General features: G+C 67.6%; 14 protein-coding genes and 1 pseudogene. 5 read left to right on the plus strand and 10 right to left on the minus strand.

What is annotated here, in order from left to right; translation table 11 throughout:
- A pseudogene (locus NN4_RS17230) lies at positions 1–444 on the minus strand (septum site-determining protein Ssd); the annotation flags it as partial.
- 488 nt (positions 445–932) lie between these two features.
- Between NN4_RS17230 and NN4_RS17235 the strand changes: the two are divergent.
- On the plus strand, positions 933–1,739 hold the full coding sequence (locus tag NN4_RS17235; protein ID WP_107653782.1) for an HAD-IB family hydrolase: 807 nt from the start codon (positions 933–935) through the stop codon (positions 1,737–1,739).
- A gap of 503 nt (positions 1,740–2,242) precedes the next feature.
- On the opposite strand, the gene NN4_RS17240 is transcribed toward NN4_RS17235, so the two are convergent.
- From NN4_RS17240 to NN4_RS17260, 5 genes are all read right to left on the minus strand, one after another.
- Positions 2,243–2,989, minus strand: a complete 747-nt coding sequence (locus NN4_RS17240) for a Fic family protein (protein ID WP_147132027.1) — start codon at positions 2,987–2,989, stop codon at positions 2,243–2,245.
- 358 nt (positions 2,990–3,347) lie between these two features.
- A complete protein-coding gene (locus tag NN4_RS17245) occupies positions 3,348–5,054 on the minus strand; it encodes a dipeptide ABC transporter ATP-binding protein (RefSeq protein WP_147132030.1) in 1,707 nt (568 codons plus the stop codon).
- A complete protein-coding gene (locus tag NN4_RS17250; protein ID WP_147132033.1) occupies positions 5,051–6,028 on the minus strand; it encodes an ABC transporter permease in 978 nt (325 codons plus the stop codon). The genes NN4_RS17245 and NN4_RS17250 overlap by 4 nt, the downstream gene beginning before the upstream one ends.
- Positions 6,021–6,947 carry an ABC transporter permease gene (locus tag NN4_RS17255; protein ID WP_107653778.1) on the minus strand — a complete coding sequence of 309 codons (927 nt, stop codon included), beginning with the start codon at positions 6,945–6,947 and terminating at the stop codon, positions 6,021–6,023. Before NN4_RS17255 ends, NN4_RS17250 begins: the two co-directional genes overlap by 8 nt.
- A gap of 61 nt (positions 6,948–7,008) precedes the next feature.
- The gene (locus NN4_RS17260; RefSeq protein WP_107653777.1) at positions 7,009–8,598 is read right to left on the minus strand and encodes a peptide ABC transporter substrate-binding protein; all 1,590 of its coding nucleotides are present in this window, start codon (positions 8,596–8,598) and stop codon (positions 7,009–7,011) included.
- A gap of 414 nt (positions 8,599–9,012) precedes the next feature.
- On the opposite strand from NN4_RS17260, the gene acs reads away from it, so the two are divergent.
- The 4 genes from acs to NN4_RS17280 all read left to right on the plus strand — a co-directional run bounded on the left by acs (position 9,013) and on the right by NN4_RS17280 (position 13,924).
- A complete protein-coding gene (acs, locus tag NN4_RS17265; RefSeq protein WP_147132036.1) occupies positions 9,013–10,965 on the plus strand; it encodes an acetate--CoA ligase in 1,953 nt (650 codons plus the stop codon).
- 214 nt (positions 10,966–11,179) lie between these two features.
- The gene (gene nhaA / locus NN4_RS17270) at positions 11,180–12,439 is read left to right on the plus strand and encodes a Na+/H+ antiporter NhaA (RefSeq protein ID WP_246180930.1); all 1,260 of its coding nucleotides are present in this window, start codon (positions 11,180–11,182) and stop codon (positions 12,437–12,439) included.
- Complete coding sequence (locus tag NN4_RS17275; RefSeq protein ID WP_107653774.1) at positions 12,436–12,942, plus strand: phage holin family protein; 507 nt, start codon at positions 12,436–12,438, stop codon at positions 12,940–12,942. The genes nhaA and NN4_RS17275 overlap by 4 nt, the downstream gene beginning before the upstream one ends.
- A 46-nt stretch (positions 12,943–12,988) precedes the next feature.
- Entirely contained in the window at positions 12,989–13,924 is a 936-nt protein-coding gene (locus NN4_RS17280; RefSeq protein ID WP_147132043.1) for an alpha/beta fold hydrolase, read from the plus strand.
- Between the two features lie 234 nt (positions 13,925–14,158).
- On the opposite strand, the gene NN4_RS17285 is transcribed toward NN4_RS17280, so the two are convergent.
- The 4 genes from NN4_RS17285 to nth are packed head-to-tail and all read right to left on the minus strand — an operon-like array spanning position 14,159 to position 17,530.
- Entirely contained in the window at positions 14,159–15,352 is a 1,194-nt protein-coding gene (locus NN4_RS17285) for a MarP family serine protease (RefSeq protein WP_147132046.1), read from the minus strand.
- The gene (locus NN4_RS17290) at positions 15,349–16,065 is read right to left on the minus strand and encodes an NUDIX hydrolase (RefSeq protein WP_147132049.1); all 717 of its coding nucleotides are present in this window, start codon (positions 16,063–16,065) and stop codon (positions 15,349–15,351) included. Before NN4_RS17290 ends, NN4_RS17285 begins: the two co-directional genes overlap by 4 nt.
- A complete protein-coding gene (locus NN4_RS17295; RefSeq protein ID WP_186818484.1) occupies positions 16,062–16,700 on the minus strand; it encodes a TlpA family protein disulfide reductase in 639 nt (212 codons plus the stop codon). The genes NN4_RS17290 and NN4_RS17295 overlap by 4 nt, the downstream gene beginning before the upstream one ends.
- A complete protein-coding gene (gene nth / locus NN4_RS17300) occupies positions 16,697–17,530 on the minus strand; it encodes an endonuclease III (protein ID WP_147132052.1) in 834 nt (277 codons plus the stop codon). Before nth ends, NN4_RS17295 begins: the two co-directional genes overlap by 4 nt.
- Positions 17,531–17,574 lie beyond the last annotated feature (44 nt).

The following is a 17,574-nucleotide window of genomic DNA, read 5'->3' on the forward strand; positions in this document are numbered from 1 at the left end:
GACGGCGGCGGCCAGGGTTGACGCGCCTGCCCCGCCTGCGGCACCTGCCACGGCGACGACAACCCCGTCTCCGGTGCGGTGTTCGCCGTACTCAGCAAACATCTCGATAAGTCCTTCGGCGGCACCGGGCAGCGCGATGACCCGCTCGGCGCCGACGGCCGCGGCGGCTTGCCAATCGGGCAGTCCCGGTTCGCCGTCGGTGGCCAGGACGACGCCGACCCGGCGCAGATATCCGGCCTCGGCGGCCGCCCGCGCGGCGGTTGTGTCCAGGATCACCAGTGGCGCACCGGTCCACGCGTGCCGCCCGACGGGTAGCAGGCGTTCGTCGAGTCCGCGTTCGGCCGCGGCGGCGACGCGCCGCACTTCGTCGCGGAGCCGGGGGTCGTGCAGGAGCACGAGGGCCGGTGGCGGGCTGCTGTTGTCCGGCGCCACTTCAAGATTCATGCGGCTGAGCGTGGCCGAAATCGGCGGACGGCAGAAGAGGAGATGTGCCGATTGTGGATAACTCGGGGGTGTGTAGAACTTTCGAGTTCCGCGACGAGGGGATTCGGCGCCTGCGAAGGGGGAGGTGAACCGTCCCCGGAATAGAGGACGGCCCCAGCCGGGGGGGGAGGAGGCTGGGGCCGTCGGGTTCAGCCCCGGGGGGTCGGGCTGAACGCGCCTGGACCATGTCCAGGTGCCAGCAATACTACACCCAAGCCCCGCCCACAACGCAAGTCTGTTGCGGCAGAACTTTCCGGCGATTACGGGCTCCGCAGGGGTGCGGCAAACTCCCCGCTCGCGGCCACGGATACCGCCGTGTGGGGCGCCGCAGCCCCCGTCGCACCGCCCGCGCTCGATCCCCAGTCGGATCCCCAGTTCCGCGCCGCGCGGTAGCCGCTGCGGGCCCGCGCGTGCCGGGAGGGTGGGGGCGGTACGCCTATGCTGGTCGGGTGGACTCACCCACCGCGGACGGACGCGTCGCCGCCTTCTTCGATCTGGACAAGACCGTGATCGCCAAGTCGAGCACGTTCGTCTTCAGCAAGCCCTTTTACGCGCAAGGCCTGTTGAATCGCCGCGATGTGCTCGAAAGCAGCTACGCGCACTTCCTGTTCATGCTGTCCGGCGCCGACCATGACCAAATGGAGCGGATGCGCGCCCATCTCACGAACATGTGTGCCGGGTGGGACGTCGAGCAGGTGAAAACCATTGTGGCCGAGACGCTTCACGAGCTGGTGGATCCGCTGATCTACGCCGAGGCGGCCGATCTCATTGCCGACCACAAGATCCGGGGCCACGATGTGGTGATCGTGTCGGCCTCGGGCGAGGAGATCGTCGGCCCGATCGCAGAAGTGCTCGGCGCCTCGCACACCGCGGCGACGCGGATGGTCGTCGCGGACGGCAAGTACACCGGCGAGGTCGAGTTCTACTGCTACGGCGCGGGCAAGGTCGCCGCGATCGAAAAGCTCGCCGCCAGTGAGGGTTACGATCTCTCGCGCTGTTACGCGTACTCCGATTCGGTCACCGATCTGCCGCTGCTGCACGCGGTGGGCCATCCGACGGCGGTCAACCCCGATCGCGGCCTGCGCCGCGAGGCACTCGCCGAGGGCTGGCCGATCTTGGCCTTCTCGAACCCGGTGTCGCTGTGGGCCCGGTTCCAGGCGCCGTCGTCCACCACCCTTGCCGCGACCGCGGTGGTCGGCCTGAGCGCCTTGCTCGCCGGCGCGATCAGCTATCGATTGCTGCGCCGGCGCAGCTGAGCTTTAGCCACCACCGACACAGGCGCGACCGCCGCTGCTCGAGCGGAAGCCTGGTACTTGCCGGAGAGGTTTGCTGAGCGCACGCGCAAGAAGTTGCGACGAGGCATTGAACCACGAAACGCCGATCGACACGCCGCAAATCGAATGTCTGAGCAGCTCTTGATGTGAAGGCTGTCACAGAGTAGAAAGGTAACTACGGAAGGTCGGAAGGCCAAGGCAGGACCGGAAGAGAAGGTTCCGTCTCCCGTCCACCCTTCCCAGCACGGACACCAGGCACCCACGCGGAGCGCGCCGCGACAAGGGCAGAAGCGTTGTGGGCCTGCGAAATCCGGGTCTTCGTCGGCGATGGCCTCGCACAGGTTGCGGGGATGAACCGCCGGAGGTCGGACTCTCGCCGAGGCCGTAGAACACAACCCACCCAGCACGCTTGGTAACCGGGTAGTCCGTGCTACGCGGGCGGTGAAGTCGGCAACGACACGCCGCCCGCTTTGACGTGTAGCGGCCTACCCCGACGCCGAATCGGCGATCGACGTGGCCTCCCGCGCACCGTCCTCCAACGCGCCGCAGCACAGCAGCACCCAGCTGCCGACAGCGTCCCCCGCACCGGATCCGAACGCCGCCGCGGCGTCGAGATACGACTGCCTGCGTCGCAGCCAGAAAACCTCGGGCACTCCCAAACTGTGCGGGTCCAGCCCGCTCGACACCGCGACCAATCGCGAGGCCGCGCGTGCGACCACCCCGTCCGCGGTCCCGAACGGACGCAATGCGAGCAGCTCGCCGTGCACCACGGCGGCGATCACCGGAGCCGGCGCACGCGACCCGAGCACCGTCTGCACCAGCAGATCGAGCCGCTCCGCCACCCCGGCATCGGACCGTGGCCTGCCGAGCGCCGCCTCGTCGGTCACCAGGTCGGCCGCGGCGAGCAGATGCAAACGGGCCAGCGCCTGCAACGGCGCGCGCTGCCAGGTGCCCACCAGATTGCGCAGCGCGTCACCGTCCAAGGCCTGGCCAACGCGCAGCGACCCGGCCAGAATCGGGTCGCCGACCTGACCGTCGGCGGGCAATTCGGTGCTACCGCCGTCGATGGCGGCCGACGAACGGGCGGCCCGCACCGCGGCTTCAGCGGCAGTGGTCGGCCAGCCGCGCCGATTCGCCTTGTGCCGATGCACCTCGGCGAGCGCATCGCGGGCGCGGTCGGCCGCGGCACGGACACCGGGGAGATCGACGAGAGGCTGTAGCGGATCGGTCACGGTTTACGAGGCTACTTGCGCCCGCCGTGCCGCCGGACCCAAGCCCACCCCGCTGCGGCCGGACCTAACCCGGCCCCAGGCTCGTGCCCGCCTCGGCCGGCCGCGCGGTGCAGCGCGGTCCGGGGCAGCGCGATGCCATGCCGTGCACTGCTGTCCGTGCCGCGGTGCTGTGCGATGCAGTTCAGTTCCGGGCATCCCTGACACCGGACAACGCCCCAGAACTGCACGATCAGGTCGGTGCACAGCCGCCGCTGACTGGCCCATACTCGGCGCTGCACACCAAGCGGCCACCCCAACCCAACGGGCCGGGGTGGCCGCCGAACTTCGAGTGTGCCGCCGATCCCGACGAGCCGATTACTCAGCTCACCAACAGATCTCGGCCCGGAATGGCGTCGAGCAGCCGCCGGGTGTACTCCTCCCGAGGATTGTCGAAGACCTCCTGGGTGGACGCCGCCTCGACCACCTTGCCGGTCTGCATGACCAGCACGTCATCCGCGATCTGCCGGACCACAGCCAGGTCGTGGGTGATGAACACATACGACAGCCCGAGTTCGGCCTGCAGATCGTTCAACAACCGCAGAATCTGCGCCTGCACCAGCACGTCGAGCGCGGACACCGCCTCGTCACAGACCACGACCTCGGGCGAGAGCGCGAGGGCACGCGCCACGGCGACGCGCTGACGCTGACCACCCGACAACTCGTTCGGGTACCGCCGCATCACGGTGGACGGCAGCGACACCTTGTCGAGCAGTTCGCGCACCGTGGCCTCGCGCTCCTTCGCGGTGCCGATGTCGTGCGTGCGCAACGGCTCCTCGATGGTGCGGTAGATCGAGTACATCGGGTCCAGCGAACCGTACGGGTCCTGGAAGATCGGCTGCACCCGGCGCCGGAACGCGAAGGCGGCCTTGCGATCCAGCTTCGCCACCTCTTGCCCGTCGAAGGTGACCTTGCCCGAGGTCGGTTCGAGCAGACCGAGGATCATCTGCGCGACCGTCGATTTTCCCGAGCCGGATTCGCCGACGATGGCCGTGGTGGTACCGCGCCGAAGCCGGAACGAAACATCCTGCACCGCAAGGAAGTCGGTCGACTTCCACGGGACGCTGCCGCGGATCTTGAACGCCTTGGTGAGGTTCTCGACCACCACCACGTCGTCGGGCACCACGGACAGCTCGGTGTCGGCCGCCGCGATCTGCTCGGCCACCTGCACCGCCTGCTCGCGGATCTCGATGCGCTGCTTCACCGAGGACAACCGCTGCGACGCGAGCGAGGGCGCCGAGTTCACCAGCCGCTTGGTGTACAGGTGCTGCGGTTCGCGCAGAATCTGCAGGGCCGGACCGGATTCCACGACGCGGCCGCGATACATCACCACCAGATGCTCCGCGCGCTCGGCGGCGAGGCCGAGGTCGTGGGTGATCAGCAGTACCGCGGTACCGAGCTCGTTGGTGAGGCCTTCGAGGTGATCGAGGATCTGCCGCTGCACGGTGACGTCGAGCGCCGAGGTCGGCTCGTCCGCGATCAACAGCTTGGGCCGGCACGCCAGACCGATGGCGATGAGCGCACGCTGACGCATACCGCCGGAGAACTCGTGCGGGTACTGGTTCACCCGGCGTTCGCCGTCGGACATGCCCGCTTCGTGCAGCAGTTCGATGGCTCGCTGTTTGGCCGCCTTACCCTTGGCGATGCCGTTGGCCTCCAACGTCTCCCGGATCTGGAAGCCGATCTTCCACACCGGGTTCAGGTTCGACATCGGGTCCTGTGGGACCAGCCCGATCCCGCTGCCACGAACCGCGATGACGTCCTTCTTCGACGCCTTCGCGAGATCCTTGCCGTCGAACAGGATCGAGCCGGAGGTCACCTGCCCGGTGCCGGGCAGCAGATCGATGATCGCGTGCGCGGTGGTGGACTTGCCCGAGCCGGATTCGCCGACGATCGCGACGGTCTGGCCCGGGTACACCGACAGGTTCACATCGCGGACGGCGGGTATTTTCTTGCCGTCGGAGGTGAAACAGACGTTCAGGTCCTTGATTTCGAGCAGGGGCGACTGTGCGCTGCGGAATTCACTCATCGCTTCCTAGCCTTCGGGTCGAGGGCCTCGCGCAGCGCGTCGCCCAGCAAGATGAAGCTCAGCACCGTGAGCGCGAGTGCCGTGGCCGGATAGAACAGGATCGCGGAGGTGCGAATCTCCTTCTGCCCCGACGAGATATCGGCGCCCCACGACACGATCGTGCGCGGCAGGCCGACACCGAGGTAGGACAACGTCGCCTCGGTGACGATGAAGACGCCGAGCCAGATCGTGGTGACGACGATCAGCGGGCCCGCCGCGTTCGGCACCACATGGCGCAGCAGCGTGCGTATTCGAGAGACGCCCAAAGCCTTTGCCGCCGTGACGTAATCGCTGTTCTTCGCCTGGATCACCGCACTGCGTGCGATCCGGGCCGCCTGTGGCCAGGTGAACGAGGCGAGGACCAGGACCACGGTCCAGATGGTCCGCGCATCGAGCAACTGCATGATCACGATCGCGGCCAGCATCAGCGGGATCGCGAAGAAGACTTCCGCGATACGCGACACGATCGAGTCGAGTAGCCCGCCGTAGAACCCGGACAGTGCGCCGAGGACGCCGCCGATCAGCACGAACAAGACGGTCGAGCCGACGCCCGCCATCACCGACGCCCGCGCGCCGTACACGGTTCGGGCGTAGATGTCACAGCCCTGTTTGTCGAAGCCGAACGGATGACCGGGACCGCGCGGATCCATGCTGAAGTCGCCGTTGCAGTAGCGCGGATCCTGGCTGGTGAACAGGCCGGGCCAGAGGACGACGATGAGCACGAACACGATCATCAGCATGGCGACGATGAAGATCGGGTTGCGCCGCAGCTGTCGCCAGGCGTCCTGCCAGATGCTGGTCGGCGAGCCTGCGTCGACGACCATGTCGGTGGCGAGCACCTCGACCTCGTCGGGCGGTGCGACGAAGTAGACCTGCCTGCCGCGGGCCGCGCTCTCCGCGAGATCGATTCCTTTTCCTTTGTCGAGGTCAGGCATAGCGAATCCTCGGATCGAGTGCGGCGTAGAGCAGGTCGACGACCAGGTTGGAGATCAGGAAGATGATGATCAGCACCGTCACGAACGACACGACGGTGGGCGGCTCACCACGGGTGATCGCCTGGAACAACGTGCCGCCGACGCCGGGAATGTTGAAGATGCCCTCGGTGACGATGGCGCCGCCCATCAGCGAGCCGAGTTCGGCGCCGAGGAAGGTGATCACCGGGATCATCGAGTTACGCAGGATGTGCACCGTCACCACCCGGGGCCTGCTCAGCCCCTTGGCGGTCGCGGTGCGGACGAAGTCGGCGGACATGTTCTCCGCCACCGAGTTCCGGGTCAGCCGCAGCACATAGGCGAACGACAACGACCCGAGCACGAAAGCGGGGACCAGCAATTCGGCGAAACTCGCCTTGCCGGTGACGGTCACCGGTGCGATCCCCCATTTCACCCCGAGCAGGAACTGCGCGAGGAAGCCGATGACGAAGATCGGGACCGCGATCACGACCAGGCTGACGACCAGCATGGTCGAGTCGAACAACTTGCCCTTGCGGAGCCCGGCCACCAGGCCGAAGATGACGCCGAACACGGCCTCGATGCACACCGCCATGGCGGCGAGTTTGATGGTGATCGGGAAGGCCCGCGCCAGCTCGTCGCGCACCGGCCTGCCGGAGAAGGCGGTGCCGAAGTCGAACGTGACAATGCCCTTCAGATACAGCAGATACTGCATGATGAAGGGCTGGTCGAGGTGGTACCGCGCGCGGAGCTGGGCTTCCACCGCGGGGGTCATCGGTTTGTCGCCGGCGAGGGCCTGAATCGGATCGCCGGGAATGAGGAATACCAGGGCATAGATGAGCAGCGTCGCCCCGAGGAACACGGGGATCATCTGAAGCAGACGCCGCACGACATACCAGGCCATTTCGTCTCCTGGGTCAGTGGTGAGCCGCGCCGTCGGGTTCGACGGCGCGGCTCATCAGCGGCTACTTCTCGATGTTTTCGAAGTCGAACAGACCGTTCCAGGCGAGCTCGGCCTTCTTCACCTTGTCCGAGCGACCGGCATTGGCGATGTAGTCGAGCACCGGGATGTCGGCCATGTCCCTGAGCATCAGGGTCTGCGCCTGCGCGACGATCTTGTAGGACTCTTCCTGCGTCGGCGCGGCGAGCGCGGCGTCGAGCAGCTTGTCGAACTCCAGGTTCTTCCAGTCGACGTTGTTGGTCTCGGAGTAGCTGTAGTACTGCGAGGTCAGGAACTGCAGCATGGTCGGGTAGTCACCCTGCCAGCCGTAGCGGAACGCCTTGCCGATGCTCTTGGCGTTCACCTCGTCGCGGATGTTCTTGAAGGTCGGGTACGGCGCGCCGACGGCCTCGATGCCGAGGGTGTTCTTGATGCTGTTGGCCACGGCTTCGATCCACGCCTGGTGGCCGCCGTCGGAGTTGTAGGCGATCTCGTAGCGACCCGACCACGGGGAGATGGCGTTGGCCTGGGCCCACACCTTCTTGGCCTCTTCGGGGTTGAAGTTCAGCGCCTCGGAGCCGGGCAGGTTCGGGTTGAAGCCGGGCAGCGAGGCCGAGGTGAAGTCGCGCGCGGGCAGCCGGGAGCCGTGGAAGATGTTCTGGCAGATCTGCTCGCGGTTGATCGCCATCGACAGGGCCTTGCGGCGCAGGACGCCTTCCTCGCCACTGAAGTGCGGGACGTTGGCCTGGATGCCGATGTGCTGGTTCTGCGCGGTGGGCTTGGTGATCGCCCGATCGCCGAGGTCCTGCTTGTAGGACGCGAGCGCGCTGTCGGGAATCGTGTCGAGCGTGTCGAGGTTGCCTGCGAGCAGATCGGCATAGGCCGTGTCGAAGGACTGGTACATCACGAACCGCAAGCCCTTGTTCTTCGGCGCGCGGCCGCCCTTGTAGTCCGGGTTGGGCACCAGGTCGATCTGGACGTTGTGCTGCCACGCACCGTTACTGGCGAACTTGTACGGGCCGTTGCCGATCGGGTTCTCGCCGAAGGCCTTGATGTCCTTGAACGCGGCTTCGGGCAGCGGGTAGAACGGCGCGTAGCCGAGTTCGGTCTCGAAATCGATGGAGGGCGACTTGAGCTCAACAGTGAAGGTGCGGTCGTCGACCACCTTCAAGCCCCGGAGCGTCTGGGCCGTCGGCTTCTCCGCGGACACCTCCTCGAACCCGACGATCGGGGTGAACACGTAGCTCTGCAACTGGGCGTTGGTGCCGAGCGCGCCGTAGTTCCACGCGTCGACGAACGACTTCGCCTTGACCGGGGTGCCGTCACTGAACTTCCAGTCCGGCTTGAGGGTGATCTTGTAGTTCTTCCGGTCGGACGACTCGATCGACTCAGCCATCTCGTTGTGCGCCACACCGTTGGCGTCGTAGTACTTCAGGCCGGCGAACAGCCGGTCGACTACGCGGCCGCCCATGTTCTCGTTGGTGTTGGTGGGCACCAACGGGTTCTGCGGCTCACCACCACCGGTGGTGACGATGCCCTCGTCGGCACTGCTGTCCGACGAACACCCGGCCAGGCCGAGGCTGGTAGCCAGCAGCGCGGCCGCGGTCAGCGCCATTGCTCTGTTGAATCTCAACGCGTTCTCCCGTTTTCGAGAAGGGCGGAATCCGTGGCATGCGCATGAGGTCACCAGGCGCATGCCAGCACAATCCGCCTTGGGTGTCTCGGAGGGTAGCCACCGAAACGGACTCTGTCATCGGATTGACCAAGGTTCATTCCACTTGTTCCCAATCCGGCAACACGGTCGAAACACCAAAAACATCGCGCGAAAACGACCTATCCACCGGAACATTGCCTCCGCAGAGGTCGCCCGGCGTCTCCCGGGTCGGGCCCCTCCGTTGCGGATTGCGCGACGGCGTGACGGGACCGAAACCCGGTGGACACACCGGCCGCGGCGTAGGTCACAGTTGATTACTGTCGAACGTGCTGCGTTTGAATTGTGCGCTCAGGCTACGTGGAAAGAAGAACCGAGATGACCGAAACCGCCGACCACAAGGACTCGTACTCGCCGAGCGCGGAGTTCGCGGCCGCGGCGAACGCCGGTGCCGAGCTCTACGCGCAGGCGTCGGCCGATCGCGACGCGTTCTGGGCCGAGCAGGCGAGTCGGTTGCACTGGCATCAGCCGTGGGGTCAGGTGCTGGACTGGAGCGACGCGCCGGTGGCGAAATGGTTCGCCGACGGCAAGCTCAACGTCGCCTACAACTGCGTGGACCGGCACGTGCTGGACGGCCACGGTGACCAGGTCGCCATCCACTGGGAGGGCGAACCGGGCGACTCGCGCGCCGTCACCTACCGCGAGCTGCTCGCCGAAGTCAGCCGTGCCGCAAACTACTTCACCGAACTCGGCCTCGAAGCCGGCGACCGCGTCGCCATCTACATGCCGATGGTGCCCGAGGCGATCGTCGCGATGCTGGCCTGCGCGCGCCTCGGCCTCACCCACTCGGTGGTGTTCGCCGGCTTCTCCCCCACCGCGCTGCGCCAGCGGGTCGACGACGCGAGCGCCCGCCTGATCATCACCACCGACGGGCAGTGGCGCCGCGGCAAGGCGGCCCCGCTCAAAGAGGCAGTGGACGAGGCCTTGTTCGCGAACGGCGATGTGCCGCACAGCGTTGAGCATGTCTTGGTGGTCCGGCGCACCGAGATCGAAGTGCCGTGGACCGAGGGCCGCGACCTGTGGTGGCACGAGACCGTCGCCCAAGCTTCACCGGAACACGAGGCGCAGCCGTTCGATGCCGAGCACCCGCTGTTCATCCTCTATACATCCGGCACCACCGGAAAGCCGAAGGGGATCCTGCACACCTCCGGCGGCTATCTGACCCAGGCGTCCTACACCCACCACAACGTCTTCGATCACAAAGCGGGACAAGACGTCTACTGGTGCACCGCCGACATCGGCTGGGTCACCGGACACAGCTACATCGTCTACGGACCACTGTCCAACCGCGCCACCCAGGTGGTCTACGAGGGCACCCCGAACTTCCCGGACGAGCACCGGCACTGGCAGATCGTCGAAAAGTACGGCGTCAGCATCTATTACACGGCGCCAACGCTGGTGCGCACGTTCATGAAGTGGGGCCGCGAGATCCCCGCCGCGCACGATCTGTCCAGCATCCGGCTGCTCGGCTCGGTCGGCGAGCCGATCAACCCGGAGGCCTGGCGCTGGTACCGCGACGTGATCGGCGCGGGCACGGCGCCCGTGGTGGACACCTGGTGGCAGACCGAGACCGGCGCGATCATGATCTCGCCGCTGCCCGGTGTCACCGCGACCAAGCCCGGTGCGGCGATGGCGCCGCTGCCCGGCATCTCGGCGCTCGTGGTGGACGAGGAGGGCAAGCCGGTGCAGCGCGGCGAGACCGAGGCCAACGGCTACCTCGTGCTCGATCAGCCGTGGCCGTCGATGTTGCGCGGCATCTGGGGTGACATGGAGCGGTACCGGGCCACCTACTGGGAGCGCTACGCCGCGCAGGGCTGGTACTTCGCCGGCGACGGCGCCAAGCTCGACGCCGACGGCGACCTGTGGGTGCTCGGCCGCGTGGACGACGTGATGAACGTGTCCGGCCACCGGATCTCCACCGCCGAGGTGGAGTCGGCGCTGGTCGGACACTCCGGCGTGGCCGAGGCCGCAGTCGTCGGGGCCAGCGACGAGACCACCGGCCAGGGCATCGTCGCGTTCGTCATCCTGACCGCCGAGGCCGAGGACACCGGCGCGGCGCTGGTCGACGAGCTCAAGGCCGAGGTGTCGCGCGAGATCAGCCCGATCGCGCGGCCGCGGGAGATCCACGTCGTGCCCGAGCTGCCCAAGACGCGCAGCGGCAAGATCATGCGCCGGTTGCTGCGCGACGTCGCCGAGGGCAGGGAACTCGGCGACACCTCCACGCTGGTCGATCCCAACGTCTTCGAGGCGATTCGGGCGACCAAGGCGTAGCCCGTTCAGCGGGGCACACATGCGGCCTCGCGCTTTCGCGGCTCGCAAGCGCTCCATAGTAGGGCCGGTGGCGGTGTTTCGTCACCGGCCCTACCCGTTAGGATTGCGTAAGGTGTGCCGGGAAGTCTGGTCGGCCTGCGAGCGTGCCCGATCGCCGAGTCGGTGGATGGCGTGCTCGCAGCGTTGACCGACCGACGCCGAAAGGTTCTCCGTGATCACGCAAGTGCGCTCGGAACTATCCCGCTATCTCCGCACCGAAACAGTCGGCGGTTCAATCCTTCTCATCGCGGCCGCCGCGGCGTTGCTGTGGGTGAACTCGCCGTGGGGCGACAGCTACGTGACGATGACCGAGACGCCGCTGGCGATCGCGCCGCTGCACCTTGATCTCACGCTGGCGGACTGGACCAAGGACGGCCTGCTCGCCATCTTCTTCTTCGTCGCCGGGCTGGAACTCAAACGCGAGCTCGTGGTCGGCGAGCTGGCCGACCCGAAACGGGCGGCGCTGCCGATCATCGCCGCGATCGGCGGCGTGGTCACCCCGGCACTGATTGCCCTGGCGGTCGGCTTCGGCGAGCCGGGCATGGATCGCGGCTGGGCCATTCCGGTGGCCACCGATATCGCGTTCGCGCTCGCCGTGCTCGCCATGACCGGTTCGCGCATCCCGACGAGCGCGCGGGTGTTCCTGCTCAGTCTCGCGGTGGTCGACGACCTGGTCGCCATCATCCTCATCGCCGTCTTGTTCACCACCACACTGTCGCTGCTGTGGCTGCTGGCCGCCGCGGCCTGCTTCGCCGGCTGGGCGCTGGCCCAGCACCAGCGGATCAGCACGCCGTGGCTCTATGTTCCGCTGGCGCTGGTGTCCTGGTACGCGCTGCACGAGGCGGGCATCCATCCGACGCTGGCCGGCGTGGCTCTCGGCCTGCTCACCAGGGTGCGCCTGGACCCCGGCGAGGAGCAGGCGCCCGCCACCCGGTTGGAGCATCTCGTCCAGCCGATCTCGGCCGGACTGTGTGTGCCGTTGTTCGCGTTGTTCGCCTCCGGAGTTCCGTTGAACGGCAGGGTGTTCGGCGAGCTGTTCAGCGACAGGCTGGCGCTGGCCGTGATTCTCGGCCTCTTGCTCGGCAAGACGTTGGGAATCTTCGGGATCAGCTGGCTCGCAATCCGGTTGGGCGTGGCGAAGCGCCCGGCCGGATTGGGCTATCGCGACATGTTCGCCCTGTCGGTGCTCGGCGCGATCGGGTTCACCGTTAGCCTTCTGGTGGCAGAACTCGCGCTTGCCGACGTCGACGACGGCTCCGCGGTCGAATTGGCGAAGGCCGCTGTGTTGGTCACATCAATGGCGGCGTCGCTCGCCGGTTCGGCGCTACTGTTGCGACGTGGGCGTGTCCACCAGGCGCGGCGGGACGCCCGTGCGCTACAACGAAAGAGTGAGGCCGAAGCAGTGCCTGGACAGGGAGAAGGGTCTACCAAGTGAGTTTCACAAACGGCGGTAACGGAAACGACGCACAGCGCGGTCGTACGGTGACCTCCATTCCCCTGTCCGACGCCAACCCCAGCGGCAGCGCCAGCTTCGGCACGCTGGTGCGCGACGCGACCGAGCAGATGTCCACCCTGGTCCGCGCGGAGGTCGCCCTGGCGAAGGCCGAGGTGACCGGCGAGATCAAGAAGGGCCTGCAGGGCAGCGTCTACTTCATCCTCGCGCTGACCGTCCTGCTGTTCAGCACGTTCTTCTTTTTCTTCTTCCTCGGTGAACTGCTCGACGTGTGGCTGGCCCGCTGGGCCGCCTTCCTGATCGTGTTCGCGCTGATGATCGTCGCGACCGCGCTGCTCGCCTTCCTCGGCTATCTGCGGGTGAAGAAACTGCGGGCGCCGGAGAAGACGATCGACTCGCTCAAGCAGGCCAAGGCGGTGCTGCCGCACGGCTTCGGCGCGGCCGCCCACGACGACTACCGTTCGCTGGAAAAACCCGCTTCGTAACCGCTCGCTCGCGCGCGGATACCCCGAACTACTAGGCTGCCTCGGCGTGTCGTCGCACTTCATTCCGGATCCGTCCAGCGTCCGTTTCGACGGGCCGTGGGCGCATCGGGACGTTCATGCCAACGGCATTCGATTCCACGTGGTGGATGCCGCCCCCGAGCGCACCGACGCGCCGCTGGTCGTGCTGTTGCACGGCTTCGCCGACTTCTGGTGGTCCTGGCGACATCAGCTGACCGGGCTCGCCGAGCTCGGGTATCGCGCGGTGGCGGTCGACCTGCGCGGTTACGGCGACAGCGACAAACCGCCGCGCGGCTACGACGGCTGGACCCTGGCCGGTGATATCGCCGGGCTCATCCGCGCGCTCGGCTACACCGAGGCGACCCTGGTCGGGCATGCCGACGGCGGACTGGTGTGCTGGGCGACCGCGGTGCTACACCCCCGGCTGGTTCGGTCCATCGCGGTGGTGAGCTCACCGCATCCCGCGGCCCTCAAGAGCGCGGTGCTGCGCAACCGGCACCAGCGCGCGACCTGGCTGCCGAACTTTCTGCGCTACCAGCTGCCCCGCTACGGCGAACGGCTGCTGACCACCGGTGACGGGTTCGAGGTCGAGCGCATGCTGCGCGCCAGGGTGAGCGGATCCTGGTCCGGCACCACCGAATTCGTCGACACGGCGCGGCGCATGCGCTCGGCCATCCAGATTCCCGGCGCGGCGCACTGTGCGCTGGAGTATCAGCGCTGGGCCTTCCGCAGCCAGTGGCGCCCCGACGGTCGCCGGTTCATGGCGACCATGCGCGAGCCGATCCGTATCCCGGTGCTGGCCATGCGTGGCGATCTGGACCCCTACGTGCTCGGCAGTACCTTCCGGCGCGGCAGTCACCTCTCCCCGGACCGCCGCCTGGCCACCATTCCCGCTGCGGGGCACTATGCGCACCAGGAGAATCCGGACTTGGTGACCGCGGAGTTGGCGAAGCTGCTCGCGTAGCGCGGCGGGTGATCCAGCCAGCTCTCCGCCGAGTCCAACAGTGCTGGAAGCGACCTCGGTCAGGTCCCGGTCGAGTCCAACGGTGCCGGAAGCGACCTCAGTCAGGCCCTGGTCGAACACGACGGTGCCGGAAGTGACCTCAGCCGGATCCTGGTCGAATCCGACCGAGCCGAACCAGTCCCCAGCCGGTGCCCGGGTCGAGTCCGACGGTGTCGAACCGGACCCGGGACCGCCTCAGCTCAGTACGCAGGCACCGGTGCCCACCGGGATGTTCGACCCGGTCGCGGCGTCGAGTTGGGCGCGGACCTCGGCCAACGTGAGCACATAGCCCGTGTCGTCGTCGGTCACGGCGGCGCCGAAGACGACTCCGAGCACCTCACCCTCCGTGTCCACCAGCGGCCCACCGGAGTTGCCCGCGCGGACGCGGCCACGCACGGTGTAGACCTCACGTTCCACGGTGCCGTCCCGGTAGATCGTGGGACCGGTGAGGTCCAACGTCTCGCGGATGCGGGCCGCGCTCGCCGTGTACGGACCACCGCCGGGGTAGCCGAGCACGATGGCACTGTCGCCGGGCCGCGCGGCGGCGGGCGCCTGCGGCACCACCGGCGCGGTGAGCCCGGGCACCGCGAGCACCGCGACGTCCTTGGACGGGTCGAACAGCACCACGTTCGCGTCCAGCGGCCCGCGCACCGTGTCCACCACGACGCTGGTGGTGCCGGCGACCACGTGGGCGTTGGTCATGATCCGCTCGGGGGCGATCACGAAACCAGAACCTTCCAGTGCCCGCTGGCAGCTCGGCGCGACACCGCGGATGCGCAGCACGCTCTGCTGCAGTGCGGCGGCGACCGGGCTGGACAGCACGCTCGGGTCCGGCGCGTCGACAGCGGCGATCGGGGCGCGGCCGAAGGGGCCGATCACGTCCGGCAGGCCGGAGGTGTTGAGCAGCTTGGAGAATTCGTTGGGCAGGCGGCGCAACCAGTTCGGCGCGACCTCGTTGACGTCGGTGAGCACCCGCGAACCGTTGATCGCGGTGGCGATCGACGGCTGCGACGAGGTGGCCAGCGGCAGCGCGAGCAGCCACGCGGTGACCAGCACGGCCACCGCCTGCAGCACGGCACCGACCACGCTGTCCACACTGCGGGTGAACGGATGCCGCATGCCGCTGCGCGCGGCGCGCCCGAGCACCATGCCCGCGACCTCACCGATGATCACCAGCACCACGATCAGCAGCACACCGGTGAGCACCCGGGTGCGGCCCTCGTCGACATGGATCAGGATGTGCGGCGCGATGAGAATGCCCGCAACCGCGCCGAGTACCACGCCGAGGAAAGCGAGGGCAGACGCGACCGCGCCTTGCCGCCACCCCGAGGAGGCGGCCAGCAGCGCGAGCAGCACCACCGCGATATCGAGCCAGGCCGAGGAGGTCATAACGTCATGCCCACGTCGGCGAGGGCGGTCTCTAGATCACGAACGTCCTTGTGGTCCCACTCGCGTTCCCAGCCTGCGGCTTTGAAGATGCCCGCCAGGATGCCGCCGGTGAGGCCCCAGACCAGCATGCCGTCCACCTGGAAGGCGGGGCTCTGGTAACCGAGGCTGCCGCGCACCAGGAAACGGTTCGCCGGATCGAGCAACGCGGACAACGGCACTCGCACCACCCGTTCGGTCTCGCTCTCGTCGACCACGCCGACCTCGCTCGGCGTGCGCCAGTAGGCCACCACCGGTGTCACATCGAAACGCGACGGCGGCACGAACAGCTTCGGCAGCACCGCAAGGGGTTCCACGCCGGAAGGTTCGAGTCCGGTCTCTTCGCAGGCCTCGCGCAGCGCGGTGTCGATCGGTCCGGTGTCACCGGGATCCACCGCGCCGCCGGGGAACGCGACCTGGCCGCGATGCTGGCGCATGGTGGCGGCGCGCTGGGTGAGCAACACCTCCGCGTCGGCGGGCAGTCCACCCGGCGCGGCCGGATCGGCCTCGGGCGAGCCGCCGAACAGCACCAGGACCGCCGCTTGCCGCGGGGTCGCGGTAAGCGACATGGCGCGGCGCAGCGTGCGCGCGAGGGTGAGCGTGTCCGAGGTATCCGCCGCGGGCTCGGTGGCTTTGCTCAGCCACTTCGGAGTGTCTTCGGGTATCGGGATGGTCATGCGGCCACTCCCAGTTCCCGCGCGACGGTATCGCTGATGTCGTCCACTCCGCTGAACGCGCGCACCACGACCTGCGCGACCGAACCGTCCGCGCGCAGCAGCACCGAAATGGGCAGCACCGCGGGAGCGCCGACCGCCGTGCGCACGCGTGCGTCGGCATCGAGGACACCAGGGAGTTTCACGTTCAATCCGGTCAATCGTGAAATCGCCTTGGCCTCATCAGGGTCGCTGTGCACGGTCAGCACGGTAATCGCGTTTCCGGCACGTTGGGCGAACTGATGCAAATACGGCAATTCTTGCGCACACGGTCCGCACCAGTATGCCCAGAGATTCAGCAGCGCAGGCTTACCCGCGAGCGCGGCGGCCAGATCGACGGTTCCGCCGTCGGCCAGGCAGCCGACGGTGAGGCCGGCCAGCGGGCCGGAACCGGTGGCACCCGCGGCGGGCCGGGGGCAGGCCGCGAGGTTCGCGGCGAGGCGTTGCTGCTCGGATACCCCGGCACCGGCGCGAGCCTGTCGGCCGTTGTCCGCAACGGTGTCGGCGTCACGGCTCCGCGGCCACAGCGCAACCGCCAGCGCGATCACCGCGATCAATCCGGCCAGCGCCCATCGCCAGGCGACCGGGAGTTGTCTCACCGGCCCACCAGCTCGAGCAGATGCTCCTTCTCCGGACCCTTGACCAGCTCGGCGGCGGTGTCCGGGTCGGTGGGGCCGGTCCCGAACGAGGGGCAGTCCTTGGCCAGCACGCACACACCGCAGGCCGGTTTGCGGGCATGGCACACCCGGCGGCCGTGGAAGATCACCCGGTGCGACAGCATCGTCCAGTCTTTGCGCTCGATGAGCTCGCCGATGATGTGCTCGACCTTCACCGGGTCTTCCTCATCGGTCCACTGCCAGCGCCGCACCAGCCGACCGAAATGGGTGTCGACGGTGATGCCCGGCACACCGAACGCGTTGCCGAGAATCACGTTGGCGGTCTTGCGGCCGATCCCGGGCAATTGCACGAGTTCGTCCATGGTGTGAGGCAATTCACCATCATGTCGCTCCAGCAGCGCCTGACCGAGGCCGATCAGCGAGTTGGCCTTGTTGCGAAAGAAACCCGTCGAGCGGATGTATTCCTCCAGCTCGGCCCGGTTGGCCTCGGCATAGGCACGCGCGTCGGGGTACTTGGCGAACAGTGCCGGGGTGGTGAGATTCACCCGCACATCCGTGGACTGCGCGGAAAGTATTGTCGCGACCGCTAATTCGAGCGGTGTGCTGAAGTCGAGCTCACAATGCGCATCCGGGAAAGCGGCGGCAAGTGTGCGATTCATCCGGCGCGCCCGGCGGACAAGTCCGAGTTGGGTTTCCGCCTGTCGCGCCCGGGATTTCCGTTTCGGAGCGGCGACCGCGGCAGGTTGCGCATCGGTCGCCTCGGGGGCGGACGCACGCCCGTTTCCGGCGGCTGTAGAGGGGGTGACACGCACCTGTCCACCATACGGAACCGTCGGCCAACGTTGCCCGTCCAGTT

The sequence above is a fragment of the Nocardia ninae NBRC 108245 genome (genome assembly GCF_007990755.1).
GTDB lineage: Bacteria > Actinomycetota > Actinomycetes > Mycobacteriales > Mycobacteriaceae > Nocardia > Nocardia ninae.